At 64.2% G+C, this 25912-nt stretch carries 28 protein-coding genes; 24 read left to right on the forward strand and 4 right to left on the reverse strand.

Annotated elements, in window-relative coordinates; genetic code table 11:
* Window positions 1–9 precede the first annotated feature (9 nt).
* From sctC to ISS97_RS03010, 11 genes are all read left to right on the forward strand, one after another.
* Window positions 10–1962: a type III secretion system outer membrane ring subunit SctC gene (gene sctC / locus ISS97_RS02960; RefSeq protein ID WP_379984862.1), complete on the forward strand. Its 1953-nt coding sequence runs from the start codon at window positions 10–12 to the stop codon at window positions 1960–1962.
* Between the two features lie 7 nt (window positions 1963–1969).
* Window positions 1970–3268, forward strand: coding sequence for an FHA domain-containing protein (locus ISS97_RS02965; protein ID WP_379984863.1), 1299 nt, complete (start codon window positions 1970–1972; stop codon window positions 3266–3268).
* Window positions 3269–3406: 138 nt separating this feature from the next.
* Window positions 3407–3751 carry a hypothetical protein gene (locus ISS97_RS02970; RefSeq protein WP_379984864.1) on the forward strand — a complete coding sequence of 115 codons (345 nt, stop codon included), beginning with the start codon at window positions 3407–3409 and terminating at the stop codon, window positions 3749–3751.
* Between the two features lie 27 nt (window positions 3752–3778).
* The gene (locus ISS97_RS02975) at window positions 3779–4183 is read left to right on the forward strand and encodes a hypothetical protein (protein ID WP_379984865.1); all 405 of its coding nucleotides are present in this window, start codon (window positions 3779–3781) and stop codon (window positions 4181–4183) included.
* A 278-nt stretch (window positions 4184–4461) separates the two neighbouring features.
* Entirely contained in the window at window positions 4462–5262 is an 801-nt protein-coding gene (locus ISS97_RS02980) for a hypothetical protein (RefSeq protein ID WP_379984866.1), read from the forward strand.
* Window positions 5252–5926 carry a hypothetical protein gene (locus ISS97_RS02985; protein ID WP_379984867.1) on the forward strand — a complete coding sequence of 225 codons (675 nt, stop codon included), beginning with the start codon at window positions 5252–5254 and terminating at the stop codon, window positions 5924–5926. Before ISS97_RS02980 ends, ISS97_RS02985 begins: the two co-directional genes overlap by 11 nt.
* On the forward strand, window positions 5923–6558 hold the full coding sequence (locus tag ISS97_RS02990; protein ID WP_379984868.1) for a FliH/SctL family protein: 636 nt from the start codon (window positions 5923–5925) through the stop codon (window positions 6556–6558). Before ISS97_RS02985 ends, ISS97_RS02990 begins: the two co-directional genes overlap by 4 nt.
* 10 nt (window positions 6559–6568) lie before the next feature.
* Window positions 6569–7876: a FliI/YscN family ATPase gene (locus tag ISS97_RS02995; RefSeq protein ID WP_379985010.1), complete on the forward strand. Its 1308-nt coding sequence runs from the start codon at window positions 6569–6571 to the stop codon at window positions 7874–7876.
* A complete protein-coding gene (locus ISS97_RS03000) occupies window positions 7873–8358 on the forward strand; it encodes a hypothetical protein (RefSeq protein WP_379984869.1) in 486 nt (161 codons plus the stop codon). The genes ISS97_RS02995 and ISS97_RS03000 overlap by 4 nt, the downstream gene beginning before the upstream one ends.
* Window positions 8359–8365: 7 nt before the next feature.
* Window positions 8366–9103 (forward strand): hypothetical protein, encoded by a 738-nt coding sequence (locus ISS97_RS03005; RefSeq protein ID WP_379984870.1) that lies wholly within the window; start codon window positions 8366–8368, stop codon window positions 9101–9103.
* Window positions 9104–9112: 9 nt separating this feature from the next.
* Entirely contained in the window at window positions 9113–10519 is a 1407-nt protein-coding gene (locus ISS97_RS03010) for a LysM peptidoglycan-binding domain-containing protein (RefSeq protein ID WP_379984871.1), read from the forward strand.
* 506 nt (window positions 10520–11025) lie between these two features.
* Here the strand turns inward: ISS97_RS03010 and ISS97_RS03015 are convergent.
* The 3 genes from ISS97_RS03015 to ISS97_RS03025 form a co-directional block, all read right to left on the reverse strand.
* On the reverse strand, window positions 11026–12159 hold the full coding sequence (locus ISS97_RS03015) for a DUF1521 domain-containing protein (protein WP_379984872.1): 1134 nt from the start codon (window positions 12157–12159) through the stop codon (window positions 11026–11028).
* A 190-nt stretch (window positions 12160–12349) separates the two neighbouring features.
* On the reverse strand, window positions 12350–13108 hold the full coding sequence (locus ISS97_RS03020) for an ankyrin repeat domain-containing protein (protein WP_379984873.1): 759 nt from the start codon (window positions 13106–13108) through the stop codon (window positions 12350–12352).
* A 136-nt stretch (window positions 13109–13244) separates the two neighbouring features.
* Window positions 13245–14228: a hypothetical protein gene (locus tag ISS97_RS03025; protein ID WP_379984874.1), complete on the reverse strand. Its 984-nt coding sequence runs from the start codon at window positions 14226–14228 to the stop codon at window positions 13245–13247.
* A 236-nt stretch (window positions 14229–14464) separates the two neighbouring features.
* Here ISS97_RS03025 and ISS97_RS03030 point away from each other — a divergent pair, with 236 nt between their 5' ends.
* Window positions 14465–16210, forward strand: a complete 1746-nt coding sequence (locus ISS97_RS03030; protein WP_379984875.1) for a LysM peptidoglycan-binding domain-containing protein — start codon at window positions 14465–14467, stop codon at window positions 16208–16210.
* A gap of 66 nt (window positions 16211–16276) precedes the next feature.
* Here ISS97_RS03030 and ISS97_RS03035 read toward each other — a convergent pair whose 3' ends face one another.
* Window positions 16277–16717, reverse strand: a complete 441-nt coding sequence (locus tag ISS97_RS03035) for a hypothetical protein (protein WP_379984876.1) — start codon at window positions 16715–16717, stop codon at window positions 16277–16279.
* A 90-nt stretch (window positions 16718–16807) separates the two neighbouring features.
* On the opposite strand from ISS97_RS03035, the gene queD reads away from it, so the two are divergent.
* The 12 genes from queD to ISS97_RS03095 all read left to right on the forward strand — a co-directional run bounded on the left by queD (window position 16808) and on the right by ISS97_RS03095 (window position 25882).
* Window positions 16808–17170 (forward strand): 6-carboxytetrahydropterin synthase QueD, encoded by a 363-nt coding sequence (gene queD, locus ISS97_RS03040; protein WP_379984877.1) that lies wholly within the window; start codon window positions 16808–16810, stop codon window positions 17168–17170.
* 152 nt (window positions 17171–17322) lie between these two features.
* The gene (locus tag ISS97_RS03045; protein ID WP_379984878.1) at window positions 17323–17715 is read left to right on the forward strand and encodes a phasin family protein; all 393 of its coding nucleotides are present in this window, start codon (window positions 17323–17325) and stop codon (window positions 17713–17715) included.
* 209 nt (window positions 17716–17924) lie between these two features.
* Window positions 17925–18290, forward strand: coding sequence for a hypothetical protein (locus ISS97_RS03050; RefSeq protein ID WP_379984879.1), 366 nt, complete (start codon window positions 17925–17927; stop codon window positions 18288–18290).
* Between the two features lie 3 nt (window positions 18291–18293).
* Window positions 18294–19127 (forward strand): F0F1 ATP synthase subunit A, encoded by an 834-nt coding sequence (atpB, locus tag ISS97_RS03055; protein WP_379984880.1) that lies wholly within the window; start codon window positions 18294–18296, stop codon window positions 19125–19127.
* Between the two features lie 78 nt (window positions 19128–19205).
* The gene (gene atpE, locus ISS97_RS03060; protein WP_090449621.1) at window positions 19206–19484 is read left to right on the forward strand and encodes a F0F1 ATP synthase subunit C; all 279 of its coding nucleotides are present in this window, start codon (window positions 19206–19208) and stop codon (window positions 19482–19484) included.
* Between the two features lie 86 nt (window positions 19485–19570).
* Window positions 19571–20041 carry a F0F1 ATP synthase subunit B gene (locus ISS97_RS03065; RefSeq protein WP_379984881.1) on the forward strand — a complete coding sequence of 157 codons (471 nt, stop codon included), beginning with the start codon at window positions 19571–19573 and terminating at the stop codon, window positions 20039–20041.
* Between the two features lie 3 nt (window positions 20042–20044).
* A complete protein-coding gene (locus tag ISS97_RS03070; RefSeq protein WP_379984882.1) occupies window positions 20045–20578 on the forward strand; it encodes a F0F1 ATP synthase subunit delta in 534 nt (177 codons plus the stop codon).
* Between the two features lie 24 nt (window positions 20579–20602).
* On the forward strand, window positions 20603–22153 hold the full coding sequence (gene atpA / locus ISS97_RS03075; RefSeq protein WP_379984883.1) for a F0F1 ATP synthase subunit alpha: 1551 nt from the start codon (window positions 20603–20605) through the stop codon (window positions 22151–22153).
* A 95-nt stretch (window positions 22154–22248) separates the two neighbouring features.
* On the forward strand, window positions 22249–23181 hold the full coding sequence (gene atpG, locus ISS97_RS03080) for a F0F1 ATP synthase subunit gamma (protein ID WP_379984884.1): 933 nt from the start codon (window positions 22249–22251) through the stop codon (window positions 23179–23181).
* Between the two features lie 126 nt (window positions 23182–23307).
* Window positions 23308–24720 (forward strand): F0F1 ATP synthase subunit beta, encoded by a 1413-nt coding sequence (gene atpD, locus ISS97_RS03085; RefSeq protein WP_379984885.1) that lies wholly within the window; start codon window positions 23308–23310, stop codon window positions 24718–24720.
* An 85-nt stretch (window positions 24721–24805) separates the two neighbouring features.
* Entirely contained in the window at window positions 24806–25231 is a 426-nt protein-coding gene (locus tag ISS97_RS03090; protein ID WP_379984886.1) for a F0F1 ATP synthase subunit epsilon, read from the forward strand.
* Window positions 25232–25354: 123 nt separating this feature from the next.
* The gene (locus ISS97_RS03095) at window positions 25355–25882 is read left to right on the forward strand and encodes a hypothetical protein (RefSeq protein ID WP_379984887.1); all 528 of its coding nucleotides are present in this window, start codon (window positions 25355–25357) and stop codon (window positions 25880–25882) included.
* Window positions 25883–25912 lie beyond the last annotated feature (30 nt).

Here is a 25912-nt window from a genome sequence, read left to right on the forward strand (position 1 = left end):
ATGGTCGGCGTGGACACCCGGCGGGCAATGGTCTGCATGGTCGCGCTCGGCCTGATGCTGTTCGCCGCGATGGCGCAGGCGGCAGCCATACCGTTCAAGAAGAGCACGACGGAGATCCAGACCGATAAATCCTTGCGCGAGATCCTTCCGGATTTCTTCCACGACCAAGGGCTGGAGGTCGTACTCAGTCCGCAGGTGGCGGCGCGCAGCGGCACGGTCAACGGCAGCTTCAAGGGCACCTATGCGCAGGTGTGGCGCAAGATCGCCGACACCAACGGCCTGCTTGCCTATTGGGACGGTTCGGCCGTCTATGTCTATCTGGATTCCGAGCGCATCACCGACTACACCAGCGTGCCGCTGCCGCTGGAGCAGCAGTTCATGTCAGCCATGGCCAGCGTCAACTGGGCCGACTCCAGCAGCGGCAACGTGTGGAAGCTGGAACCCAGCACTGGGCTGGTCACCATCACCGGCACCAAGCGCTTTGGCGAACAGGTGAAGCAGATGTCGCAGACGGTGGCCGGTCTCGGCCAGAACGTCAGCACGCGCTTCAAGTTCTATCCGCTGAAGTACGCCTGGGCCTCGGACACCACCATGACGCTGGGCAACCGCCAGGTCACCATTCCTGGCGTGGCGAGTGTGCTGCGCGCGCTGGTGAGCGAGCAGGGCAATGGTCAATTCAGCGGCGCCAGCGAGCGCCTGTCCTCGCCGCGCATGCGCGGCCTGCGCGGCCAGGGTCTGGCCGGCATGGGCCAGCAACCGCCGCCGCCGCTGGGTAACTACACCGTGCCGGCGCAGGACAACAGCGACGACGGCCTGACGCCGCCGAGCGCGCCGCTGGGGCCATCCAGTCAGCGCGGCAGCCTCGAGGCGGTATCCGGAGGCGGCGATACGCGCATCGTCGCCGACAGTTTCCGCAATGCCATCATCGTGCGCGATACACCTGATCGCCTGCCGATGTACGACGAGCTGATCCGTCAGCTCGATGTGGCGCCGCAGATGGTGGAGATCGAAGCCACCATCATCGACGTGGACAAGTCCAAGGCGCGTCAGCTCGGCATCAACTGGTTCTACCGCAACCACCGCACCACAGTCGGTTTCACCAGCGGGAACCAGACCCAGGCCGACTCCATCGCCAACAAGGCGCTGCTACTGGCCGCGCTGGGTCTGGGCGACACCAGTGGCCTGCCCAGCCTGTTCAACAATGGTCTGCAGATCGGCACGATCCTGGGCAATCCGGCCAAGTTCGTGGCCAACATCAATGCGCTGGAAGACGATGGCATCGCGCATGTGGTCACTCGTCCGCAGGTGATCACCATGAACGATGCCGAGGCGGTCATCCAGAGCAACCAGACCGTCTATGTGCCGGTCGCGGGCGCGTACAACTCCGATCTCTACAACGTGATGGCCGGCACCACGCTGCGCGTGACGCCGCACGTGGTGCAGGAGAACGGTGCGCCGCACATCCGCATGATGGTGCAGATCGAGGACGGCAACATCACCTATTCGCCGAAGGATGCGCAGGACATTCAGTACCCCATCGTCAGCCAGAACGCGGTGAACACGCAGGCCTTTATCCAGGATGGTCAGGGTCTGCTGCTCGGTGGCCTGATCCAGGATCAGTCGAAGAACAATGAGCACAAGATTCCGGTGCTCGGCGATCTGCCGTTGCTGGGCTATCTGTTCAAGACCGTGGAGAAACAGCGTGCGCATACCGAGCGTCTGTTCCTGATCACGCCGAGGCTGGTGATGCTCAACCACATCACTGGCCAGCAGACGCCCAGCTCACCGCAGGTGAGCATGGAGAGCCAGGAACAGCTCGACAAGAAACAGGCCAGCGACGAGGCCTGGTGGAACCACAAGAAGAGCGAGGTGCAACAGCCCACGCCCGTACCGGTGATCGTGCAGCCGATACCCACGGCGACCGCACCCGCTCCCGCCGCCAAGAAACGTTTGCCCGAGTGATATCGCCATGAGCGCCCTGCCAACCACCAGACACCGCCCGCCCAGTTCACCGCCCAAGGTGCAACTGGCCTTGCGCGTGTTCAGTGGTCTGCACGCGGGCGCCGAGTTGCGTCTGCCCCAGCGCGGCATCCTGATGATCGGCCAGGCCGACGACTGCGATCTGATTCTTGGCGATGCCAACATCGCCAACCATCACTGCGTACTCACGGTGATGGGCGATCAGGTGTTGCTGCGCGCCATGGATGGCGAGGTGGAAACCCACGACGGCCACGTGGCCGTGGGCGAAAACGTGAGCCTGGAACACTTCGCCATGGTGCGCCTGGGCGACGTGCAATTCGCCGTTGGCCCGCACTGGAGCGAGCGCTGGCAAACGCTGGCCGACGCCGCCGACGCAAAGGTGTCGGCGCTGACCGAGCGTCAGCTCGCCGGCCGCCGCCGTGGCGTACTGGTCATGGCTGGCTTGCTGCTGGCGGTGGCGGGGTTGGTGCTGATCGGCAGCTGGAAAGTCACGCATCCCACGGTGCAGGTGCGCAGTGCGAGCGTCGCCGATCAGCTCGACAAGGTGCGCGGCGTGCTGCGTGGCATGTCGCTGATGCACGTCAGCGCCAACAGCGGCGAAGGCGGACGCTTGATCGTGCGTGGCGTGGTGGGTAACGCGGCGCAACTGCCCGAGCTCAAGCGCAGATTGTCGGACGCCGGCCTGGTCACCGAGCTGACCGTGCGTGACTGGCCCAGCGTGGAGAAGCAGGTCAACGACATCTTCGCCATGCACGGCTACACGGTGGAAACCAAGTTGCTCGACCAGGGTGGCGTGGAAGTCGGCGGCCATTTCGGCGACATCGCCAAGGCCGAGCGCGTGCAGAAAGACGTGCTCGGCTCCAGCGATATGCAGAACCTCAATACCGATGCGTTGGGTCTCACCCTGGCGTTGAAGAATTACGACGAGCGTACGCCGGAGCCGGTCAAGCCCGATCCTGGCAAGCGCATCCGCCACGTGGTCAGCGGCCGCGAGCCGTACCTGATCACCCGCGACGAGTCGCGCTACTACCCGGGGAACCTGCTGCCGCAGGGCGGTGTGTTCCTGAATGTCAGCGCGGAGGGAAGCATCCTCATGCGCATGCCCGACAACCGCTACATGCAGTTGAACAAGCAGGACGACTACCAGGTGCCGCAGCCGCTGGACGACGCGGCCGCATCGGTACTGCTGCCGCCGGCCAATCCGGCCGCGGTGGCATCGGCGGCTGCGCCTGTTGATGCGGCGGAACCCATGGTTGCCGCAAAACATCGTGGCAATGGCAGTCGTTGAAACGAGCAGCAAGCGGGCTTCGCGGCCCGTTGGCGCTGGACGGCATCGCCGTCCGACGCCGGACACGGTGGCTCCGGCCGCCGCACCACCCGGAGCCCACCGTTCGGCGCGGCCCCGTCACTACTTAGGGAGACGAGCATGAGCAGCAACAACACCATCAATGGCAACGGTAGCGTCAGTCAGTTTCCGAGCATCAACACAACCATCGGCGCAGGCAGTGCCGCAGCGGGCCAGTCGGCCAGCGTCGATCAGTCGAAGAGCTGGTTTGAAGCCATGGCCAAGGCCTGGGGCAATGCACTCGATCAGCAGGCGTCGAAAGTCACCGATCTCTCTTCCAAGGTGAGCGACGGCGGCGCGGATCAGCCGTCGGTGATGACCCAGCTCACCGCCGAGAGCCTGAAGATGCAGTTCCTTTCCACCAATGCCGCCACCTCGAACAACGCCGTGGGCCAGGCGCTGGAAACTCTGGGTCGCAAGCAGTAACCCGGCGAGAAGCCAGGAGGGATGACCATGAATGTGCTTCCGACCCAGATGGTGAACGTCGCCCATTTCGCGGCGACCGAACCCAAGACGGTCACGCCTGCGCACGTCGACGACGTGGCCAAGTTCCGTCAGACCTTTGCGGATGCCGCGCCCGCCAACGCGGTGCAGGGCGAGCAGGTGACGCCGGTGTCGCACGAAATGTCGGCGGGCTTCAAAGCTGTGCTCAGCCAGTTCGACTCGCTCAATGGCCGCGCCAACCAGCTTGGCCGTCTGTCCGAGGCGATGAAGGCGAACGGTCGCGACCTGTCGCCCAGCCAGGTGATCGACATGACGCTGAAATGCCACGAGCTGGTGTTCCAGGCCGAGCTGACGAGCAATGTGGCCAATCGCAGCTCGGAAGGCGTGCAGCAATTGTTCCGGCAGCAGTCCTAGAGCCTGTTTATGGTCTCCCCGTGGCCCGCGTTGCTGTTGAATGGCTGTCAGGTGGTAGCGCGTGGCGCTGCGCCTGGCTGGCTGCCAGGTCAAGCCGCGCGCTGCCGCATGGCGGCCATTCAACAGCAACCCTCCGGGCCGGGTCTGTTTGCCCGCATGCCGGCGTCATCACTCAGTCGTGCACGGACGTGCACTCCTTCGTTCTTCCTTGGCCTGCGCGCAAACAGATCCCGGCGCGGGCCACGGGGAGACCATAAACAGGCTCGAGGGCGCATGCAATGACCAAGCCGTGGAACATCGGCCGAGTGTGGCGGCTTGCGGCCCTGGCGCTGCTGCTGGGGCTGCTGGCCGGATGCAGCCGGGACGTGTTGTACGCCAGGTTGGACGAGCAGCAGGCCAACGACGTGGTGGCCGCGCTGATCAACGGCGGCATCGACGCCGAGAAACGCCCGGCCGAGCGCGGCGAAGGCTGGCAAGTGCTGCTGGATCGCCGCGACATGCCGGCAGCGGTAGCCGTGCTGCGCGACGCCGGCCTGCCGCATCAGGGTGTCGACAACATCGGCCTGATGTTCAAGAAGGACGGCTTTGTGTCGTCGCCGATGGAAGACAAACAGCGCTTCATCTACGCCCGCGAGCAATTGCTGGGCAATACGCTGCGCAAACTGGATGGCGTGATCGACGCGTATGTGTACCTGTCGCTGCCGGACAAGAGTCCGCTCGACGACAAGCCCGCGAGTGGTTCGGCGTCCGTGGTGATCATCGCCCGGCCGAACGCGGGCATCGAAAGCCGCGCGCCGGATATCAAGGCGGCGGTGATGACCGGCACGGAAGGTCTGAGCGATCCCAGCCGCGTCACAGTGCAGTTCTTCCAGCGCGCGCCGACCGAAGTGACGCCGGCGCCAGCACACGTCGGCGTGATTGCCGGTGGCATGCGCGGCGATGTGGCCTCGCTGTTGCTGATCGGTTTCGCGGCGTTGGCTGTGCTGCTTGCCGGCCTGCTGCTGTGGCGCAACCGCAACGCGCTGATGGGCCATCCATCGCGCGCGGTGGTGCGTCGCGAGGTATCCGGTGAACGCTGAGCGCGCCATGCGCCGGCAGCACGCGCAGGCGCTGCTCGATGGCCTGCACTCCGAGCGTTGTGTCGGGGTGCCCGCTGACTTGCTTGAGCACGCGCGCTGCTCCGCGCTCGGCCGCAGGCATCTTGCGCGCGCGGCATTGAGGGCGGCGCCTGCGGTATTCGCCCCCGATCATGAGCGTTGGCAGGCTTGGTCCGAGGCGGAAGACTGGTTGCACTGGCCGCACGCGACGCTGGAAACATTCACGCGCGAGCTGGGCGCCATCGCCTTTGGGCCTGCCTTGCGCGTCGCGGTCGAGCGCAGCGAAGTATTGTTCCTGCGCGAGGCCTTCGGGCTGGACGCGTGGCGCCGCGCGCAGGCTGCCGACCCCTGGCGCGGTGCCGCGCCGGAAGCCGTACGCCATATGGGCCGCGCGGTGATGCAGCGCTGCGAGCGTGATGCGCAGGCCTTGCGCGACGCCGTGTTCGAGCGCGGCAAGATTGAATTTCTCGGTCACGCTGGTCGCAACGACGCCAGGCTTGCCGAACGATTGGCGCTGGCTTATGCGAGCGCGCCGGCCCTGCCCTGCATCAAGGAGTGCTGGCTGCCGGCGGGCACCGTGGCCGGTTTGCTGGTTTCGTCGCGCGCGAGCGACGAGACCGACGTGGCGGAGGCCCAGCCGGAATGAATGCCTTGTTCGCCGACAGCAATCGCTTTCATCTGTACCTCGATACCGGGGTGATTCCCGCTGAGTCTTGGACACCGCTGCAGGAAGCGCAGCGCATCCTGGACGAGGCGAATGCCGTACTGCGGCAAGCGCAGTCGGAAGTGGAAAAGATCCGTGCGCAAGCCAAGTTTGAAGGGCTGGTGGAAGGCCGCGAACGCGGGTTGCGCGATTGCGCGCAGGCGCTGGAAGCGCTGGTGGTGGCGCGCGCCGCCGCCACCGTCGAGCTGCGCCGCCGCGCCAGCGAGATCGCCATCGCGGTGGTCAAGCACATCGCGCCGGTCATTGGCGCGGAGCGGTTGGTCGCTTCGCTGGTGGCAGAGGCGATGCAGAAGCTGGTGTTCGAGCCGCACCTGCTGGTGCGCGTGCATCCCGATGTGGCGGAGCAGGCGCGCGCCGAAGTGGCAGCGCTCGGTGCGGCAGCCGCACCGGATACCGAAATCATCGGCGATCCAGAGCTGGATCGCTTCGACTGCATCATCGAATCCGCGGGCGGCATGGTGCGCGCCGGGTTCAACGAACAGCTCGAGCAGGCGCGAGTGATTCTCGCCGCCGCCGAGCAGACGGGAGGACGCCGTGAACGTCCCGACGCCTGAAAGCATCGTTGTGCCCGGCGACGATCCGCTGCTGTTGGCCCTGAGCAAGCGCGACACCCTGCAGCGCGTGGGGCGTGTGGCGGAGGCCTACGGCACGCTGGTGCGCGCGACCGGTGTGCGTGCGGCCATCGGCGAGTTATGCCTGCTCGAACAGGCGGACAGTGGTTTCTGTTTGCCAGCTGAAGTCGTCGGCGTGTCGCAGCAGCAGACCCTGCTCACGCCGCTGGGTCCGCTGGAAGGCATCTCCACCGCAACGACGGTGACGGCAACCGGCAAACAGGCCACTGCGCCGGCCGGCATGAGCCTGCTCGGTCGCGTGATTGACGCCCACGGCGATCCGCTCGATGGTCTGGGGCCGCTGGAACAGGTGGAGCGCGTGCCGCTCTACGCGGCATCGCCCAATCCGCTCAGCCGGCAGGTGATCGACGAAGCCATGCCGACCGGCGTGCGTGCGATCGATGCCACGCTCACCATCGGTCGCGGTCAGCGCACCGGCATCTTCGCGGTGGCCGGCGGCGGCAAGAGCACGTTGCTGGGCATGCTGGCGCGCAACGCGCAGGCCGACGTGAATGTGATCGTGCTGGTTGGCGAGCGCGGGCGCGAGGTGGGCGAGTTCCTGCACGACAGTCTGGGCGAGGAGGGTCTCCGGCGCAGCGTGGTGGTCGTGGCGACTTCCGATCGTCCTGCGCTGGAACGCAGTCGTGTCGCGTGGCTGGGTACGGCCATCGCGGAGTATTTCCGCGACCGCGGCATGAATGTGTTGCTGATGATGGATTCCGTGACGCGCTTCGCGCGCGCTTTGCGCGATGTGGGCCTGGCCATGGGCGAACCGCCGTCGCGGCGCGGTTTCACACCCTCGGTGTTCTCCGCGCTGCCGCGCTTGTTCGAGCGCGCCGGCACCAACGACAAGGGCGCGATCACCGCGTTCTACACCGTGCTGATGGAAGACGAGGACGGCAACGATCCGATCGCGGAGGAAGTGCGCTCGATCCTCGACGGTCACATCTATCTCTCGCGCCGGTTGGCGCAGGCCAACCATTACCCGGCCATCGACGTGCTGGCCAGCGCGAGCCGTCTCATGCCGCGCGTCACCCAGACCACCCATCAGCGCGCCGCCGGTCTGCTGCGGCGCTATGTGGCCAAGTACCGCGAGATCGAAATGCTGTTGCAGCTGGGCGAATACAAACCCGGCGGCGATGCCGACGCGGATACCGCCATCGCGCGCATCGATGCCATCAATCAATTGTTGCGCCAGGGTACGCACGAGGCGGCCGATTTCGCCGCCACCCGTTCGCGTCTGGCTGGAGTGTGTACATGAGTACCGCCTTTCCGCTGGAGCCCTTGTGCGCTGTGCGCGGTATTCGTCTGCGTGCGCTGGAGAGCGAGCTCAAGCAATGCCGTGAGCACTGGCAGCAGACCGAACAGGAGCGCGCTGCGGCCGACGAGCGGCTGCAGCAGGCCCAGTTCACGCGGCAGGATTTCGCCGACCGCGCATGGACCGGCATGTTCGCCACTGGCCAGCCCACCGCGCTGGCGGTGGAGCGCTACGAGCGTCATCTGGCGTTGCTTGACCAGCACATCAGCCAGCGTCGCATTGAGCTGGAGACGCGCGAACGCGATTGCGCGGAAGCGCAGACCGCGCTCGATCTGGCGGCCACGGCATGGCGCCAGGCGCGCAACAAGCTCAATGCGGTGGATGAAATGAAACAGGGCTGGCTGCGCGAGATGCGCAGCCGTGTGGAGTTGCGCGAGGAGCACAGCCTGGAAGAGCTGTCCCTGCGCCAGATCCCCCTACGTTGAGGTAGCCATGCGCAATGAATCCAGCACGCCGACAACGCGCGATGTCCATCCTGTGCAGCATGCGCGTGCTTCGCGCGGCGCGAAGGACAAACAGGATCCGCTGCGCGGGCGCGAAGAGGTGCAGCGCTTCCGCAAGTTGATGGACGGCACCACGCCCAAGCAGGGTGCGGATGACGAAGAGGCGATGTCCAGTGTTGTGGTGACCGGGCATAAGTCGCTGCAAGAGCAGGAACAGGCGCTGCGCGATCTGCTGCAGCGTCAGCTGAACGCGGCGGGCGACGAGGCGCTGGCGCTGCCGCCGCGCGGTGACGGCGATGACCGCCAGGACGCGGACGGCGATAGCGGCCAGAGCGACCAGGGTTTTGCGGCCGCCGGCCCGCAGGCCCTGCAGCAGGCGCAACAGGTGCTGCAGCAAAGCGCCGAGCAACCCGCGCCGGCGATGCAGGCGGCCCTCGCACCTGCGCTCGCGGAATTGATCGAGCGGCACGTCAAGCAATTGCTGGTGCCGGATGCGAACTCCCGCAGCTCCGCTCAATCGCGCGAGATCATGATCACTCTCAAGAACGGGGTGCTGCCTGGAGCCGAGCTGTGGCTGAGCCGTACGGACAAAGGCTGGAAGCTGCGCGCCGATATGCGCAACACCGAGGCCTACCGGCAATTGCTCGACGGTGCGCCGCAGTTGATCGAACGCTTCGCCAGCAGGCAGCTTGGTGAGCTGGAGATCGATCCGGTGCTGTTGAGCTGAGGTGCTGTCATGGGTATCGAAAGCATCCTCAAGAACGACCCGGTGATCCAGTTGCTCGGTGGCGGCGGAAGCCACGGCGTGCAAGGCAACGGCCATGTGCTGCTCAACTTCGCTATGTCGCCCGGCGACACCATCAACACCATCGCGGAAAAACTGGGGCTGCCTATCGATGGCCTGTTGCAGTCCAATCCCGGGCTTCGCGCCGACACGCCGCTGACCGCCGGCCTGACCGTGCAGTTGCCGATGTCGAACCTCGGGGATATCCGCAGCGCGCTGGGCGGCGACAACGGCCACGCCTACGGTCGCGACAACAACAACGGTGCCAATGGCACGTCGAGCCAGCGCGAACTGCCGTTGCCGCCCGACCTTGCCGATGCCATCCGCGGCAACGACCGGGTTGACGGGCTGCGTCTCGGTTTGTCTTTGTCGCTGGGTGCGAATGCGCAATCGGTACCGCTGATGGCGGCCGGCCTGCTCAATACCACCGATACCGCGCTGATGGCCGGGCGCGAGCAGCCGCTTGCCGGCAGCGTCTGGCCGGGCGCCACGGCAGGCCCCGGCACCGCGCCGGTGAGTTATGTGCCAAGCGCGGATCGCGGCAGCGTGGTGGCCACTGGCCTGCCTTCATCCTCGCTGGCGACGGCGCGGGCCGATGGCGTGATGCTCAGCTTCGCCCAGGTGGCCGGCGCGATGGCGCAGGCTGCAATGGATCGGCAGCACAACTCCCAATCGGTACCGCCACCGCCGCCCATGCCATGGCTGGACGGTACGCGCCCGAACCTGCTGGCCACGCCAATGGCTTCGCCCGTGGCATTCGCGCAGGTGGCGCCATCGGTGAACTGGAGTGTCGCCGCCGCGCCGGTGGTCGATGGCAATGAAGCGAAGCTGCAAATCATGGCGTTTTTGGCGGCGCAGCTGGGGCAGGCTTCGTCCGGTACAGCCACTGCGGCGAATGTGCAGGCACCGGGATTTATCGACCCGCAGGCTGTGGCAGCACATGCGGCGAGTATGCGTGCAGGACGCAGCATCAATCTGGGTGCGGGGCGCAGCCTGGAGTTCACCCTGGTCAACGATCGCATGCGGCGTGTGGGCGCCATCGGCGATGAAGAGCGCACCTTGGGTGGCCGTCGTGCCGGCAAGTCGGAGGTGAATTCGGCGCGCGGCAAGCGTGCCGAGGCGGAAGAGGAAGCGCAGCGGGGGCAGGATAGCGATGAGGGGCGGCGTCGGCGTGCGGCGGTGGCGGCGATGCGTCGTCGGCGGCGCAAGCTCAGTGTGCGATGCCGGCCGCGGAAGGGGGCGCGCAGGCCGTTGCGCGAGCCAGGTAATGGGCGTTATCCGGGGGCGGTGGATTGGGCGGAGTTTCGGGGGCGGTTGCCGCCGCGGTATTTGTGGGGGGATTCGTCGTCGGAGGCTTGAGGTTCTTTTTCTCCCTCTCCTCCGGGGGAGAGGGTTCGGCCCTGCGACGCGCCCTCCTACTCCGTCATCCCTGCGTAGGCAGGGATCCAGTGGCGTTGTCGCTCGGTTGTCGCGCTGACTCGACCGGGTTCGCCTGCGGCGGGGTTTCGAACCGCTGCCGCGGTCCGAGTTACTTTTCTTTGCTTGCCCAAAGAAAAGGCACCAAAAGAAAAGGCACCAAAAGAAAAGGCACCAAAAGAAAAGGCACCAAAAGAAAAGGCACCAAAAGAAAAGGCACCAAAAGAAAAGGCACCCCTCTTACGCGCCCTCCGGCTTCGCCTGCGACGCGAAGCTAGTCCCGTGGGGCGGGTCCGTGAGGGTTGGCCGGGCTTTTCGACACAACGTCCCTGTCGTGTCGAAAAGGCGCAGGCGTCCTGCCTGCGCCCCCTTCGGGGCCTGATCGTCCAACCCTCACCGCTCCACAGGAGACCCACGAGCTAAAGACGGCTCGCTACGCATCGCTGTTGCTAAGCGTGCGCCAGAAAATTTCCATCGATGGCGTGGGTCCAGCCGCCTGCGTCGAGTTGTACCCATTGGCGGGCATTCGTGTCTTCGTAGACGCGAGTGCCGTCGTCGGTGGCCCAGTCGAGGAGGCGGCCGAGGATGGGGGTGTCGACGATGCTCAGGGGCTGGTTGCTGTTTTGGTTGAGGTGGTCGACCACGATGGCCTGGTCGCCTTGGGTGATGGTGAGTTTGCTGGAGTAGAACTCGCCGTTGCCGGCGGGGGTGGTGTTGATGGTCAGTTTGGTGCCGTCGTCCAGGCTGAGTGTGAGTGTGCCTTTGAAGGTGCCGATGGCCTGGCCGTTGTTGTCGAAGTGTGGATCCCCCCAGATGCGTGTGACTTCGCCGGTGGTCTTGTTGGTGAGCACGAATTGCGAGCTGCTCTGGTCGATGTCGAGCGCGTAGTTGCCGAGGTCGATGCGTGCGTGCTGGCCATCGTTGGCTTCCACGTTCCACGGTTGCGTGGTGACGTTGCCGGGGTTGCCGCTGGCGAATTGAATGTAGTCGATGATGATGTTGGCTTCGGCGCGACTGATGTGGCCGTCGGCGGAGGCATAGCCGATCAGGCTGAGTATGAAGTGGCGGTCGTCGGCGCTGAAGCGCGAGAGATCGGCGTTGTCGAGGGCATCCGCCACGCGCTGCGCGCCGGCGCTCTGATCGGTTTCCGCCAGCATGTTGGCGGCGCTGCCGAGGAAGGCGGCGTTGCGGAAGCTTTGTACGGCCTGATTCACCAGTTGCGTGAAGATGTCGGCGAACAGCGCACTGCCTGGATAGGCGACCGGCATGCGGATCGGTGCGTTGATCGGTGTGTGCGCCGGTGTCGGCGCAGGCATGCCGAATGGGCTGCTGGGTGTGGCGTAGCCGTGGATCAGGCTGACCAGTGCATCGGCGTCGCTGCCGCTGATGTAGCCGTCGGATGAGAGCGAGCCGGTCAGGCTTTGCAGTACGCGTTTTTCGCTGGAGGAAACCTGGTTCAGATCCACCGAATCCAGCGCGGCATGCACGCGCTGCGCGCCCAGGCTTGCGCCGGCGCGGTCGATGGTGGCGTTGAAGTTGTTGCGGAAAAGCGCATTGTCCAATGCATCGAAAACGGTCGTCATGTCCTTCCCCTTCGCGCGTGATGTGTTGCGGTATCAGGGATGATGGGCACGACCGATGCCGCGCGATACTTGGGAAAACCCTTGACTGGGGAAAGCCCTAGGGTGAGAGGGAAGTGAGGAATGAAGGAGCTAAGGGCGGCGGTATGCCGCGTCACTCATTTCTTACTCTTCTCGTCTCTCTACTAGCCCCTCACTGCACGCCGCGTTCCACACTCACGCCATGCTGGCGCAGCCACTGATCGACCTGTTCATGCTCGGCGCGTGCGGCGGGATTGAGGCCGCCGGCGGGCAGGATGTTGAAATAGGTCTGGAAGGTGGCGCCCTGCTGGTTGCGCCGCGTGGCATCGGCCCCCGCTTGCAACAAGCGCAGTATGCAATGGGTTTTGTGTACCTTGGCGGCGACGTGCAGCGGCGTGTTGCCGAGGCGGTCGGCGCGATTGGGATCGGCGTGGTGAGTGAGCAATAGATCGAAGGCGTCGTCCTTCGGGTTCATCAGCGCGGCAGCGAGCGGCGGTGCCTGGGTAACGCCGTGCGGTGCGTTGGGATCGGCACCGTGGTCGAGCAGGGATTTCAGATAGGCGGGATCGTTGGCCATCGCGGCAAGGTGCAGCACGGTGGCGCCGCCGACACCGGGGCGGGTGGGATCGGCGCCGGCTTGCAACAGTGCGTTCATGCCGCGCAGGTCCTGGTGCAGCAGGGTCCACTCCAGTGGCGTGACGCCGCGGTCACCTTGCGCGTTGAGGTCGGCACCCGATGCCGCCAGCGAGCGCACGCGCGCGGCATCACCTGTCGCGGCGGCATCGAGCAGCGCGACCACGCGGCTGTCGCTGAAAACCTTGCTTGCGTCCGTGTCGCTCATGGCATCTCTTCCCGCAGCGGCGCCGCCAAGCGCCAGGCTGGTAAGCAAGTACCAGGCATAGCGCCTGGTGCGTTTTTGCATGCGCATCATGCCGGGTTCTCCGGTGTCGGCCCAGTGCCAAACGCCGCACAAGGCGGCGTGGGCGAACACCAGTAAAGCAGGGTTTGCGTCACGGTTTCATGGCGAAGCACGCAAACTCGCGTGCTCTGTTCACGAAGCCCAGATTTCACGGAGCCCAGGGGTGATCCTTCTCCATGGCGGAGATCACTGCATCGTCCATGTGCAGATCGACCGAGTGCTTGGCGACGTCGATGGCGTATTTCGCTTCCAGCACTTCGGCCTTGCCGGTGGCCCAGTCGTACCAGTGCAGGTCGGGCTTGGCGACTGGCGCGGGATCGTTGAGCGTGATCTTGTGGCCCACGGCATCCGGCAGCGGCGTGTGCTCCTGCGTGGTGGTGAGGATTTCGCCATTCACGGCATAGCGGCGGATCAGGCCGTTCTCCGCCTGTTGTTTCAACGCCGCGGGATCGCCTTCGGGAATGAGCCGCTGGATGGTGGCGTCATTGAGGCCGGCGGCATTGAAGGTGACACCCGCCGAATCCGTCGCCAACGATGCGATGGAGGCGAGACCGCCGCCAAGGGAGTGGCCAGTGATCGCCAGGCTGCTGCCGAACGCGGCTTTAGCTTCGGTGGCGAGCGAGACGGCCTGGTTGTATTGCGCGGCGGAAATGCCGAGACCCTGTTCCGCGTTATTCAACCAGTCCTTGGCATCATTGGAGCCGGCGAAGGCCAGCACGTGGTCGCCGTTCTTGTCCTGATAGATCGCCGCGCGGAAGCCGGTGCTGGGATCTTCCAGCGATGCGGGATCGATGCCGGCCTGCATCAGCTGATCGTTGCTGAGCCGGGTCCAACCTTCGATGCCCTTGCTGTTGGGGTCGTACACATCCTGGCTGATCTTGGCCAGTTGCAGGTCGATGGCCTTGGCGTCCGTGCCGCGCACTTGCGCGTCGAAGTTCGGCGCGGCGGTGGTGGCGGAGTTGCCGAACATCGCGCGGGTCAGTCCGGCCAATTGCGGATTGAACGCGAACTGTGGCAGCGATACGTGCGCGTCGGCGCTGGCGACTGTTGAAGCCGCGGGCTGCGATTGCGTGGTCGAGTGATTTACCGGCAACGCGGCGCTGCTGCGATTGGACTGAAGTTCCAGATACATCGCGTCCACCTCCCATGGCGATAGCCGCGACGATGCGGCACGCACGCGATGGCCGACAGCTAGGTCGCTCCCTAGCCTGGGGTTTTCCCGAGGTTTTGAGCGCAGATGCCGATCCTAGGGTTCTACCTAGCTCGGGAAAGTCCCAGCTCGGGAAAGTCCCAATGGGAGACGCGCGAAATGCGGTGTTCCAATCCAGTCACTGCATTTCACTTTCTTTACCGTCTGCGAGGCATTCCATGACTGCTGTCAGCGCTGTCCGCTCCACCCAGACTCTCGCCGCAAGCGGCGACAACTCGACTACCTACACCGTGCAGCATGGCGATTCGCTGTCGGGTATCGCGCAGCGCTTCGGTGTATCGCTGGCGGCGCTGGAAGCGGCCAATCCGCAGATCAGCAATCCGAACCGGATCTATCCGGGCGATCGCATCACGGTTCCAGGTGGTCACGGTGGTGGTACACCGACTCCGGTCGGCGGCACCACGCCACCGACGGGTAATGCGGGTCCAGCCTCGGGTTTCAGCATTAGCCAGAATGGCGTGAAGATGATCGAGGGATTCGAGGGCTACAGCGAGAAGGCCTATCCCGATCCCGGCACTGGCGGCGCACCATGGACCATCGGCTATGGCCACACCGGTGGTGTGCAGCCGGGCCAGACGATTACCCGTGCGCAGGCCGAGGCATACCTCAAGCAGGATCTCGGCTGGGCGCAGGATGCCGTGCGCAAGAACGTCCATGTGCCGATCAACCAGAATCAGTTCGACGCATTGGTCAGTCTGACCTACAACCTTGGCGCGAACGGTTATCCGGGACTGCTCTCCAAGCTCAACAGCGGCGACTACGCCGGCGCGCAGCAGATGTTCGGGCAGTACGTGCATGGTGGTGGTCATGTCTTGCCGGGGCTGGTGAATCGGCGTGCCCAGGAAGCGGCCTTGTTCGGTAGTTCGGCACCGGCTGGCGCACCAGCACCGGCGCCAGCACCCGCTCCTTCGCCGGCTCCTGGCGGTGGTGCGCATGGCGGCAATTACACCGTGCAGCCGGGCGATACCTTGTCAGGCATTGCGCAGCGTCAGGGCGTGTCGTTGCAGGCGCTGGAAGCTGCCAATCCGCAGATCGGGAATTTCAATCACATCTATCCGGGCCAGGTGATTCATTTGCCTGGTGGCGGTAGTGCACCGGCACCGTCCGGTGGGAGCTACACCGTGCGTTCGGGTGATTCGTTGTCGGGCATTGCGGCGAGTCATGGCGTGTCGCTGTCTGCGCTGGAGGCGGCGAATCCGCAGATCAGTAATCCCAATCGCATCTATCCAGGGCAGGTGATCCATATTCCTGGCGGTTCGGGTGGCAGCGCGGCGCCGGCGCCGAAGCCGGCGAGCCATGACTACACGGTGCGTTCGGGCGACACGCTGTCTGGCATTGCGTCACGCAATGGTGTGTCGCTGGCGGCGCTCGAGCGGGCCAATCCGCAGATCAGCAATCCGAACCGCATCAGTGTGGGTCAGGTCATCCACATTCCCGGCGTGGGTAGCACGGGCGGCACTACTGGTCCGGGCCCGGTGCAGGGATCAAGCGGCGCCAGCGGCAGCAAGGTGGTGGATCTGGCGAAGCAGTTCCTTGGCCGTAATGCTTCCGATCTCAAGCACAGTGGCCAGTTGCCGATGGATAGCTGGGTGTCTTCCGACTTGTGCTGCGCCAACTTCGTGACGGCGGTGCTGCAGAAGGCGGGAGCGATCAACTTCCATAGCGACAACGTGTCCGAGACGGCTTCCAAGCTGCAGGCGCAGGGGTGGCACAAGGTGGATGCGGCGCACGCCAAGCCAGGCGATGTGTGCATCCTCAACAACGGCGATCACGTTGAACTGGTGGCCAGCAACAACGGTGGCAATGTGCAGCTGATCGGCTCCAACAACAGCAATGCCGATGGCACGCAGAAAGTGGGTTACGGACATCCCTACGGTGGCGCGTGGTACCTCACGCCTCCGTGAGCCTTCGGGCAACGGACTGACCAGGGGCGGCCATGTGCCGCCCCTGGTTTTTCTGGAAGGCGAAAATCAGTGGCCGATGATGGCGGCGGGTGCGCCGTATTGCTGGGCCCAGCTTGCCCAGGCGACGTCGGTCGGGCCGATGGCTTCGGCCTTCACGGTCCACTGCTGGCCGGAGCGTTGCAGCAGCGCGGCGTAGATGCGCGATTTCATTCCCGCCTGGGCCGCCTCGGCGTACTCGGTGCCGGAGTAGTCCAGCGGCTTGCCGCCTGCGCCCTGCATATGCGCCTGCAGGAAAGCCCAGTCGCCGGAGGTGTTCAACTGGTCGACCACGAACAGCACGGGCTGGTGCAGGCGCTGTTCCAGTGGCGCGCGAGCCGCATCCAGTAGAGCTTTGCGCTCGGCACTGCCGGCGGCGGGCGACTGCACGGCGCTTTGCGCGTGGGTGACGTTCATGGCGGTCACGCTCATCAGCAGGGTGGCGAGAAGGGCGGAAAGACGTGCGGACATGGCGTGAGTATGCCGCTGGCCCTCTGGTGCCGGACCTGGGGTTTTCCCCAGTGGCGCAGGCAGTAACGGGCGGGGCGCTAGAATGCGCGTATGCATATCTTCAAAATTTTCCAGATCGAAGCCGCCCACCGTCTGCCCAACGTGCCGCCGGGCCATAAGTGTGCGCGGCTGCACGGCCACTCTTTCCGCATCGAGATCCATGTGAGCGGCGAGCCCGACCCGACCCTGGGCTGGGTCATGGATTTCGCCGATGTGAAGTCAGCGTTCGCCCCGCTGTACGACCAGCTCGACCATCACTACCTCAACGACATCGAGGGGCTGGAAAACCCGACCAGCGAGATGCTGGCGCGGTGGATCTTCCAGCGTCTGGAGCCACGTCTGCCGGGGCTGGACAAGGTGGTGGTGCATGAGACCTGCACCTCGGGGGCGAGCTGCAGCCGGAGCAGTTTTTGACGCGTCGCCACATTTCATGGCTTTGTCATAAATAGCCGTGTTACGTGAATTTTTTCCTTCTCGGCGACTTCTTCACAAAAAATATATTGCACCGCACAAAAAGTCTTGCTAGGCTTGCTCCACTACCCCAATTCCCGCCGAGGGAGCCAGCTATGACTCAGCAATTTAATGCCCAGGTTTTTGCCTACGCCAAGCAACTGACCGACAGCGCCTTCAAGGCACAGTCGGTGGCCCTCAAGGGTCTGGAGAAGGTCGCCGAGCTGCAGATCAAGGCGCTCGAGAAGCACTCGCAAGTCACTGCCGATTTCATCACCGAAGCGTTCGAGGCCCGTGACGTCGACGGTCTGCGCAGCCTGTGGGAAAAGGGCACCGCGCTGAGCCGTGAGAACGCCGAGCGCGCCGTGGCCGTGACCCAGGAAATCATTGCCGTGACGCAGAAGACCGCCGAGTCGCTCAATGCGCTCGCGCAGGAGCAGCAGCAGGCCGCCAACGACGCCGTTGCCGCCCCGGTTGCCGCGGTCAAGAAGGCTGCTGCCGCCAAGTAAGCGCTTCAACGTCGCTCTCCCTCAGCGACGCCCAAGGCCGGACTGGTTCCCAGTCCGGCCTTTTTCTTGTCTGTGAGCTGGGCAGGACAAGTTGTCGCAGGACGCGCGGCTTGTCGCTCTAAATGCCTCGCTGATATACTTTTTGGGATTGGACCGTGGCCCGCAGCTGGATCGGTGCCGCCTAGTGCGAAGCCGCGCGGGGACCTCACGTGCTCAACAGTCTTGCCTCCGGACGTCGTCTTGCGCTGCGCATTGTCTTGCTGCAGCTGCTGATGGCGGCGCTCGTTGGCCTCGCCTTCCTGACGCAGGGGGTTCGCGACGCAATCGCGGCCTCTGCGGGTGCCACCATCGTGGCGCTGGGTACTGCGCTGCTTGCGGCGCGTACGTTCTCGGGCCTGGGTGGTGGCGGCATGACCGTGGGGCACATGTTGTCGGGCATGGTCTTGAAATGGATCGTAATCGGCGGGGGGCTGATCATGATCCTGGGTCAATACAAACTGCCGCCACTGGCCGCTATTACGGGGCTGGTGGCTGCGTACGCAATAAATCTGCTGGCGTTCAGATTCAAGGGTTGAGACATGGCAAGTGAGCCGCAGGGCGGTCTAACCGAATATATCCAGCATCACCTTCACCACAATGTGGTGAGTTTTGGTGACAGCAACTTCATGAAACTGAACCTCGATTCGGTCGTGGTGGCGTTTGCGCTGGGTGCATTGTTCTGCCTGTGGTTCTGGCTCAAGTCGCGCAAGGCGACCTCGGGCGTACCGTCCAAGGGGCAGGCCCTGGTCGAGCTGATCGTCGAGTTCGTCGATACCCAGGTGAAGGACACGTTCCACGGTGACCGCCGCACGGTGACGCCGCTGGCGCTGTCGATCTTCATGTGGGTGGTGTTCCTCAACGCGATGGATCTGCTGCCGCTCGATGCGCCGGGCTGGGGCGTGAAGACCGTCGCTGGTGCGGAAACCGCGCACCACACCTTCTTCCGCTGGGTGCCGACCGCCGATATCAACACGACGGTGGGTCTGGCGCTGGCTGTGTTCTTCATCGTGATCGGCCATGGCATCAAGGCCAAGGGCGGCCTGGGTTTCGGCAAAGAGCTGATGACCGCGCCGTTCCATGCGCACAACCCGATCGTGGTTGCGATCCTGGTGCCGTTCAATTTCCTGCTCAATGTCGTCGAATACCTGTCTAAGCCGGTGTCGCTCGCGATGCGACTGTTCGGCAACATGTACGGCGGCGAGTTGGTGTTCATGCTGATCGCGGGTCTGTTCGCGAGCTGGTTGAGCTTCCTGCCGGGTGTGCTGTTCAACACCGCATGGGCGATCTTCCACATCCTGATCATCCTGCTGCAGGCGTTCATTTTCATGATGTTGACGATCGTCTACATCGCCACCGCGCGTGAACACCACTAAAGCTTTTTCGTTTCGTTCTGTTTTTGCTTCATCTTCTTTTGTACTAACTAACCCGTTACCGATTTACAGGAGAACACCATGGAACTCATCGCACACGTGCAGGGCCTGACCGCCATTGCCATCGGCATCATCATCGGCCTCGGCGCTCTGGGCGCTTGCTTGGGTATCGCCATCATGGGTTCCAAGTTCCTCGAGTCCGCCGCTCGTCAGCCGGAACTGGTTCCGCTGCTGCAGGGCCGTATGTTCCTGCTCGCCGGTCTGATCGACGCTGCGTTCATTATCGGTCTGGCCGTTGCACTGCTGTTCGCGTTCTCGAACCCGCTGATCGCGGCGCTCAAGACCGCCGCTGGCGGCTGATCGACGCGAAGTGAGTCGCCGCAGCAATCAGAAGTTGCTGCGGCGATCGGCGGTTTAACGCGTTACCGGAGTTAATTGGAAAGCTCATGGATATCAATCTGACTTTCCTGGGCCAAATGGTGTCGTTCGCCATCCTGGTCTGGTTCACCACCAAGTTCATCTGGCCGCAGCTCAATGCCGCGATCGAAGAGCGTCAGAAGAAGGTTGCCGATGGTCTGGCCGCCGCCGAGAAGGCGCGCGCCGAACTGAAGGATGCCGACGCCAAGGTGGCCGTCGAGATCAAGCAGGCTCGTCAGCAGGCCGCCGAGATCATCGAGCGTGCTCAGCAGCAGGCCAATCAGATCGTGGACAAGGCCCGCGAGGATGCGTTGGCCGAAGCCGCCCGCCTGAAGGCTGGCGCTGCCGACGAGATCGTCAGCATGCAGCAGCGCGCGCGTGAAGAACTGCGCGGCTGGGTCGGTCGTCTTGCGGTGCAGGGCGCCGAGAAGATCGTGCAGCGCGAAGTCGACGCTTCGGCCCACAAGGCCATGCTCGACCAGCTCGCCGCCGAGATCTAAGCCATGGCCCAGGCAATCACTCTCGCCCGTCCGTATGCACGCGCCGCTTTCGAGCTGGCGCATGCGTCCGGTGCGCTGGCTGCGTGGTCGCAGGCGCTGGCCTTTGCCGCCACGGTGGCGAAGGATCCCCGCGTCGCCGGCCTCGGCAACGATCCGCGCGTGCTGGCTTCGCAGCTGGTTGCGCTGCACTTGCCGCAGGGCATGGGCAGCGACACGCCATTCGCGAAGTTCCTGGGCGAGCTGGCCGAGCACCGCCGTATGGCGCTGCTGCCGGAAGTGGCCGACCTGTTCGAAACCTACAAGCGTGAGTCCGAGTCGCAGCTGCTGGTCAAGGTGACCAGTGCGATGGCTCTGGACGCCGCGCAGGCCGAGCAGCTGAAGACCTCGCTGAAGCGTCGCTTCAAGCGCGAGATCGAACTGGAAACCCAGGTCGATGCCTCGCTGCTCGGCGGCGTGGTGATCGACACCGGCAGCGAAGTGATCGACGGCTCCGTCCGTGGCCGCCTGGCGCGCTTGTCCAGCGCGCTGACGGCATAAATTCAAAATCTCAGGATAACGACCATGTCCAGCATCACTCTTAATCCGTCTGAGATCAGCGAACTGATCAAGAGCCGCATCGAGCAGTTCAAGCTCGGCGCGGAGGCTCGTAACGAAGGCACGATCATCAGCGTTTCCGACGGCATCGTGCGCATCCACGGTCTGGCCGACGTGATGCAGGGCGAAATGATCGAGCTGCCGGGCAACGCCTACGCGTTGGCGCTGAACCTCGAGCGCGATTCGGTCGGCGCCGTGGTGCTGGGCGAATACCAGCATCTGCGCGAAGGCGACACGGCCAAGACCACCGGCCGCATCCTCGAAGTGCCGGTGGGTCCGGAGCTGCTCGGTCGCGTCGTCGACGCGCTCGGCAACCCGATCGATGGCAAGGGTCCGCTCGGCGCCAAGCTCAGCTCGCCGATCGAAAAGGTCGCGCCGGGCGTGATCTGGCGTAAGTCGGTCGATGAGCCGGTGCAGACCGGTTACAAGTCCGTCGACTCGATGATCCCGATCGGCCGTGGTCAGCGCGAGCTGATCATCGGTGACCGCCAGACCGGCAAGACCGCACTGGCCATCGACGCGATCATCAACCAGAAAGATTCCGGCATTAAGTGCATCTACGTCGCCATCGGCCAGAAGCGCTCGTCGATCGCCAACGTGGTGCGCAAGCTCGAAGAGCACGGCGCGCTCGCCAACACCATCATCGTGGTGGCTTCGGCTTCCGAGTCGGCTGCGCTGCAGTACATCGCGCCGTACTCCGGCTGCGCCATGGGCGAGTACTTCCGCGACCGTGGTCAGGACGCGCTGATCATCTATGACGATCTGTCTAAACAGGCTGTGGCCTACCGCCAGATCTCGCTGCTGCTGAAGCGCCCGCCGGGCCGTGAGGCTTACCCGGGCGACGTGTTCTATCTCCACTCCCGTCTGCTCGAGCGCGCTTCCCGCGTGTCCGAGGAGTACGTCGAGAAGTTCACCAACGGCGAAGTGAAGGGCAAGACCGGTTCGCTGACCGCGCTGCCGATCATCGAGACCCAGGCCGGCGACGTGTCCGCGTTCGTGCCGACCAACGTGATTTCGATCACCGACGGCCAGATCTTCCTCGAGACCGACCTGTTCAACGCTGGTATCCGTCCGGCCGTGAACGCCGGTATCTCGGTGTCGCGCGTGGGCGGTGCCGCCCAGACCAAGATCGTCAAGAAGCTGTCCGGCGGCGTGAAGCTGGCCCTGGCCCAGTTCCGTGAGCTGGCTGCGTTCGCACAGTTCGCCTCGGACCTCGACCCGGCCACCCGCGCCCAGCTGGATCGCGGCCAGCGCGTGACTGAGCTGATGAAGCAGAAGCAGTACGCGCCGCTGTCCATCGCCGAGCTCGCGCTGTCGGTGTACGCCGCCGAGAAGGGCTACCTGGACGACCTGCCGGTCAACAAGGTACTGCCATTCGAGAAGGGTCTGCACGCCTTCATGCACCAGAACCACGGCGACCTGATGAAGAAGATCGTCGCCACCGGTGACTGGAACAACGATATCGAAGCCGTCTTCAAGTCGTCCCTGGACGAGTACAAGAAGACCGGCAGCTGGTAAGCAAGTACAGGGTGTGCGGCCGTTCGCTTTGAATGGCCGCACAGCACTCCGGCCGTTGAGCCGGGATCGCACAAACCCAACAGGTTGAGGCAAACGTGGCAAGCGGACGCGAAATCAAAACCAAGATCAAGAGCACGCAGAACATGCGCAAGGTGACGCGCGCGCTCGAAATGGTCTCGGCCTCGAAGATCCGCAAGGCGCAGGATCTGATGAAGGCGTCGCGTCCGTACGCACGCCAGATGCGCAAGGTGATCGCGCACGTCGCCCAGGCCAGCACCGACTTCAGCCATCCGTTCCTGGTGCAGCGCGAACCCGTCGCGCGCGTCGGTTACCTGGTGGTTTCCACTGACCGTGGCCTGTGCGGTGGTCTGAACTCGAATATGTTCCGTCGCCTGCTTCCCGCCATTCGCGAATGGCAGGACAAGGGCGTTGAAGTCGACGTGGTGGCGATCGGCCAGAAGGCCGTGCAGTTCTTCCGCCGCATCAAGGGCGTCAACCTGATCGGCAGCATCACCCATCTCGGTGAGAAGCCGAAGGTCGAGCAGCTGATCGGCGTGATCAAGGTTGCGCTGGATGCCTATACGGCCGGCAAGCTGGATCGCGTGTTCCTTGCCTACAACGACTTCGTCAACACCATGACGCAGAAGCCGTCGATCGAGGCGCTGTTGCCGTTGCCGCTGGTGGCTGCCGAGCTGGAAGCTGCCGAAGGCGGCAAGGACTCCGCGACACCGAGTTGGCCAGTGGCTGGCTTGAAGCTGGAACAGACCCACGACTGGGACTACATCTACGAGCCGGACGCAGCGACGGTGCTGGAGCACGTGCTTGGTCGCTATATCGAGTCCGTGGTGTACCAGGGCGTGCTGGAAAACCTCGCCAGCGAACATGCCGCGCGCATGGTGGCGATGAAGAGCGCGTCCGACAACGCCAACAAGGTGATCGGCGAACTGACGCTGGTCTACAACAAGGCGCGCCAGGCTGCGATTACCCAGGAAATCTCGGAAATCGTCGGCGGCGCGGCGGCAGTGTAAGTGCGATCGTCCCTGATCGCGAAGATCAAAAAGCAGCCATCCATGGCTGCACTGTTCACTAAAAGCACGCGACCGTGATTGGGCGCGAGTAAAACAAACACTTAAAGATCCATCCGGAGCACATCCATGAGCCAGGGCAAAGTTGTACAGATCATCGGCGCGGTTATCGACGTTGAGTTCGCACGCGATCAGGTGCCGCAGGTTTACGACGCGCTGAAGATCGACGGCACCGAGATCACGCTGGAAGTCCAGCAGGTCCTGGGTGACGGCATCGTGCGTACGATCGCGCTCGGCTCCACCGACGGCCTGAAGCGTGGCCTCGTGGCCCGCAACACCGGCGAAGGCATCAAGGTGCCGGTCGGCAAGGCCACCCTCGGCCGCATCATGGACGTGCTCGGCAACCCGATCGACGAAGCCGGTCCGATCGACACCAAGGACCATTGGGTCATCCACCGCGAAGCGCCGAGCTATGACGACCAGGCTGCTGCGAATGACCTGCTGGAAACCGGCATCAAGGTGATCGACCTGGTCTGCCCGTTCGCCAAGGGCGGCAAGGTCGGCCTGTTCGGCGGCGCCGGCGTGGGCAAGACCGTGAACATGATGGAGCTCATCAACAACATCGCGAAGGCGCACTCGGGTCTGTCCGTGTTCGCCGGCGTGGGTGAGCGTACTCGTGAAGGTAACGACTTCTATCACGAGATGAAGGACTCCAACGTTCTCGACAAGGTCGCGATGGTGTACGGCCAGATGAACGAGCCGCCGGGCAACCGTCTGCGCGTGGCGCTGACCGGCCTGACCATGGCCGAGTACTTCCGCGACGAGAAGGACGCCAGCGGCAAGGGCAAGGACGTGCTGCTGTTCGTCGACAACATCTACCGCTACACGCTGGCCGGTACCGAAGTGTCGGCGCTGCTCGGCCGTATGCCGTCGGCCGTGGGTTACCAGCCTACGCTGGCCGAGGAAATGGGCGTGCTGCAGGAGCGCATCACCTCGACCAAGACCGGTTCGATCACCTCGATCCAGGCCGTTTACGTGCCCGCGGACGACCTGACCGACCCGTCGCCGGCCACCACCTTCGCCCACTTGGACGCGACCGTGGTGCTGAGCCGTAACATCGCTTCGCTGGGTATCTACCCGGCCGTGGATCCGCTGGATTCCACCAGCCGCCAGCTCGATCCGAACGTGATCGGCGTGGAGCACTACGAAGTGGCGCGCAAGGTGCAGGGCACGCTGCAGCGCTACAAGGAGCTGAAGGACATCATCGCCATTCTCGGCATGGACGAGCTGAGCGAAGAAGACAAGCAGGCTGTGGCCCGCGCGCGTAAGTGCGAGCGCTTCTTCTCGCAGCCGTTCCACGTGGCGGAAGTGTTCACTGGTTCGCCGGGCAAGTACGTGTCGTTGAAGGAAACCATCCGCGGCTTCAAGATGATCGTGGACGGCGACGTGGACCATCTGCCGGAGCAGGCGTTCTACATGGTCGGTGGCATCGATGAGGCCATCAAGAAGGCCGAGGACATGGCGGCCAAGAAGGCAGCCTAAGAGCGGTAGGGAGGTGAACAGGCCGGCGAGAGCCGTTTATTGATCACCTCCTCACTCCCTCACTTGCTTTAAAGAGTAAAAGCGCATGAGCCATACCCTACGTGTCGACATCGTCAGTGCTGAAGCCGAGATTTTCCACGGCGAGGCAGCCATGGTCGTCGCCACCGGCGAAATGGGCGAGCTGGGCATTGCGCCCCGCCACGCTCCGCTGATCACCCGCCTGAAGCCGGGCCATGTCGACGTGGTGCTGCCGAACGGCGAGCGCCAGCAGTTCTGGGTGTCCGGCGGCATTCTGGAAGTGCAGCCGCAGGTCGTGACTGTGCTGGCTGATACCGCTGCGCGCGCCTCCGATCTGGATGAGGCTGCCGCCCAGCGCGCCAAGCAGGAAGCCGAGGACGCTCTGGCCAACCGCACCGACGCGATGGAAATCGCCGAGGCACAGGCCAAGCTGGCTGAAGCGCTGACCCAGCTGCAGGCGCTTGAGCGTCTGCGCAAGAACCTCAAGCACTGATTCCTTTCCGCCTCGGCGGACTGCAGGATCCAGAAACGCCGGCCTTGTGCCGGCGTTTTTGCTTGGGCATCTTTGCGTCCATCGTTCCTCAGAAGAGCAGGGCGTATGGCAAGGATGTGTACCGTGGTGTGTCCGGGCCTATGCGGCCTGTTGCTGGTCGCCTGTGCTACGACCAAGCAAGAGACCCGGCCACCTCCCGCAGCCGGAGACGCGACGTGGCACATGGTGCAGCCGGAAAGCACTCGGCGCTATGAGCTGGCCATGGGCGACGTCTCCAGCGGCGCCGTGCCCTTTCATCGCGTTGCGCCGGTCTATCCACCGTCGCTGCTGGCGAGCTGCCCAAGTCCGGTAGAGGTTCAAGCCCTGCTGGTCGTCAATCAGGAAGGCAAGGTCGACGATGTTCGCGTGGTCGACGAAGTCACCGCCGATGCCGAGCGTCACTTGTATATCGATGCTGTTCGCGTCGCTGCACGGCAGTGGGACTTCAGTCCGCTCCAGATCACTCACTGGGCAGCTGACGCCAACGGCGAAAGCCACGTGGTCGACAGCAAAAGCCGCCCTTTCAGCCTCACCTACGCATTCCGTTTCGAATGCCATGCGGGCCGGGCTGAGGTATCAACCAGTGATACCCCGCCGGCTGGTGTTCATTGAGCCAGCCGCTGGACTGCTATGCTCCGCCGC

The sequence above is a fragment of the Dyella koreensis genome, assembly GCF_044904565.1.
In the GTDB taxonomy this organism is placed as follows: Bacteria; Pseudomonadota; Gammaproteobacteria; order Xanthomonadales; family Rhodanobacteraceae; genus Dyella_D; species Dyella_D koreensis.

Excerpts from the sequence above, each read along its gene's own strand:
- ISS97_RS03030 (WP_379984875.1), top strand. The coding sequence starts at position 14,465 with ATGACTGCTGTCAGCGCTGTCCGCTCCACCCAGACTCTCGCCGCAAGC.
- queD (WP_379984877.1), top strand. The coding sequence starts at position 16,808 with ATGCATATCTTCAAAATTTTCCAGATCGAAGCCGCCCACCGTCTGCCC.
- ISS97_RS02970 (WP_379984864.1), top strand. The coding sequence starts at position 3,407 with ATGAGCAGCAACAACACCATCAATGGCAACGGTAGCGTCAGTCAGTTT.
- ISS97_RS03010 (WP_379984871.1), top strand. The coding sequence starts at position 9,113 with ATGGGTATCGAAAGCATCCTCAAGAACGACCCGGTGATCCAGTTGCTC.
- ISS97_RS03065 (WP_379984881.1), top strand. The coding sequence starts at position 19,571 with ATGGATATCAATCTGACTTTCCTGGGCCAAATGGTGTCGTTCGCCATC.
- ISS97_RS03000 (WP_379984869.1), top strand. The coding sequence starts at position 7,873 with ATGAGTACCGCCTTTCCGCTGGAGCCCTTGTGCGCTGTGCGCGGTATT.
- ISS97_RS03015 (WP_379984872.1), bottom strand. The coding sequence starts at position 12,159 with ATGACGACCGTTTTCGATGCATTGGACAATGCGCTTTTCCGCAACAAC.
- ISS97_RS03025 (WP_379984874.1), bottom strand. The coding sequence starts at position 14,228 with ATGTATCTGGAACTTCAGTCCAATCGCAGCAGCGCCGCGTTGCCGGTA.
- ISS97_RS03090 (WP_379984886.1), top strand. The coding sequence starts at position 24,806 with ATGAGCCATACCCTACGTGTCGACATCGTCAGTGCTGAAGCCGAGATT.
- ISS97_RS02980 (WP_379984866.1), top strand. The coding sequence starts at position 4,462 with ATGACCAAGCCGTGGAACATCGGCCGAGTGTGGCGGCTTGCGGCCCTG.
- ISS97_RS02965 (WP_379984863.1), top strand. The coding sequence starts at position 1,970 with ATGAGCGCCCTGCCAACCACCAGACACCGCCCGCCCAGTTCACCGCCC.
- ISS97_RS03045 (WP_379984878.1), top strand. The coding sequence starts at position 17,323 with ATGACTCAGCAATTTAATGCCCAGGTTTTTGCCTACGCCAAGCAACTG.
- atpD (WP_379984885.1), top strand. The coding sequence starts at position 23,308 with ATGAGCCAGGGCAAAGTTGTACAGATCATCGGCGCGGTTATCGACGTT.
- atpB (WP_379984880.1), top strand. The coding sequence starts at position 18,294 with ATGGCAAGTGAGCCGCAGGGCGGTCTAACCGAATATATCCAGCATCAC.
- atpA (WP_379984883.1), top strand. The coding sequence starts at position 20,603 with ATGTCCAGCATCACTCTTAATCCGTCTGAGATCAGCGAACTGATCAAG.
- atpE (WP_090449621.1), top strand. The coding sequence starts at position 19,206 with ATGGAACTCATCGCACACGTGCAGGGCCTGACCGCCATTGCCATCGGC.
- ISS97_RS03035 (WP_379984876.1), bottom strand. The coding sequence starts at position 16,717 with ATGTCCGCACGTCTTTCCGCCCTTCTCGCCACCCTGCTGATGAGCGTG.
- ISS97_RS03005 (WP_379984870.1), top strand. The coding sequence starts at position 8,366 with ATGCGCAATGAATCCAGCACGCCGACAACGCGCGATGTCCATCCTGTG.
- ISS97_RS03020 (WP_379984873.1), bottom strand. The coding sequence starts at position 13,108 with ATGATGCGCATGCAAAAACGCACCAGGCGCTATGCCTGGTACTTGCTT.
- ISS97_RS02990 (WP_379984868.1), top strand. The coding sequence starts at position 5,923 with ATGAATGCCTTGTTCGCCGACAGCAATCGCTTTCATCTGTACCTCGAT.
- ISS97_RS03070 (WP_379984882.1), top strand. The coding sequence starts at position 20,045 with ATGGCCCAGGCAATCACTCTCGCCCGTCCGTATGCACGCGCCGCTTTC.
- ISS97_RS02975 (WP_379984865.1), top strand. The coding sequence starts at position 3,779 with ATGAATGTGCTTCCGACCCAGATGGTGAACGTCGCCCATTTCGCGGCG.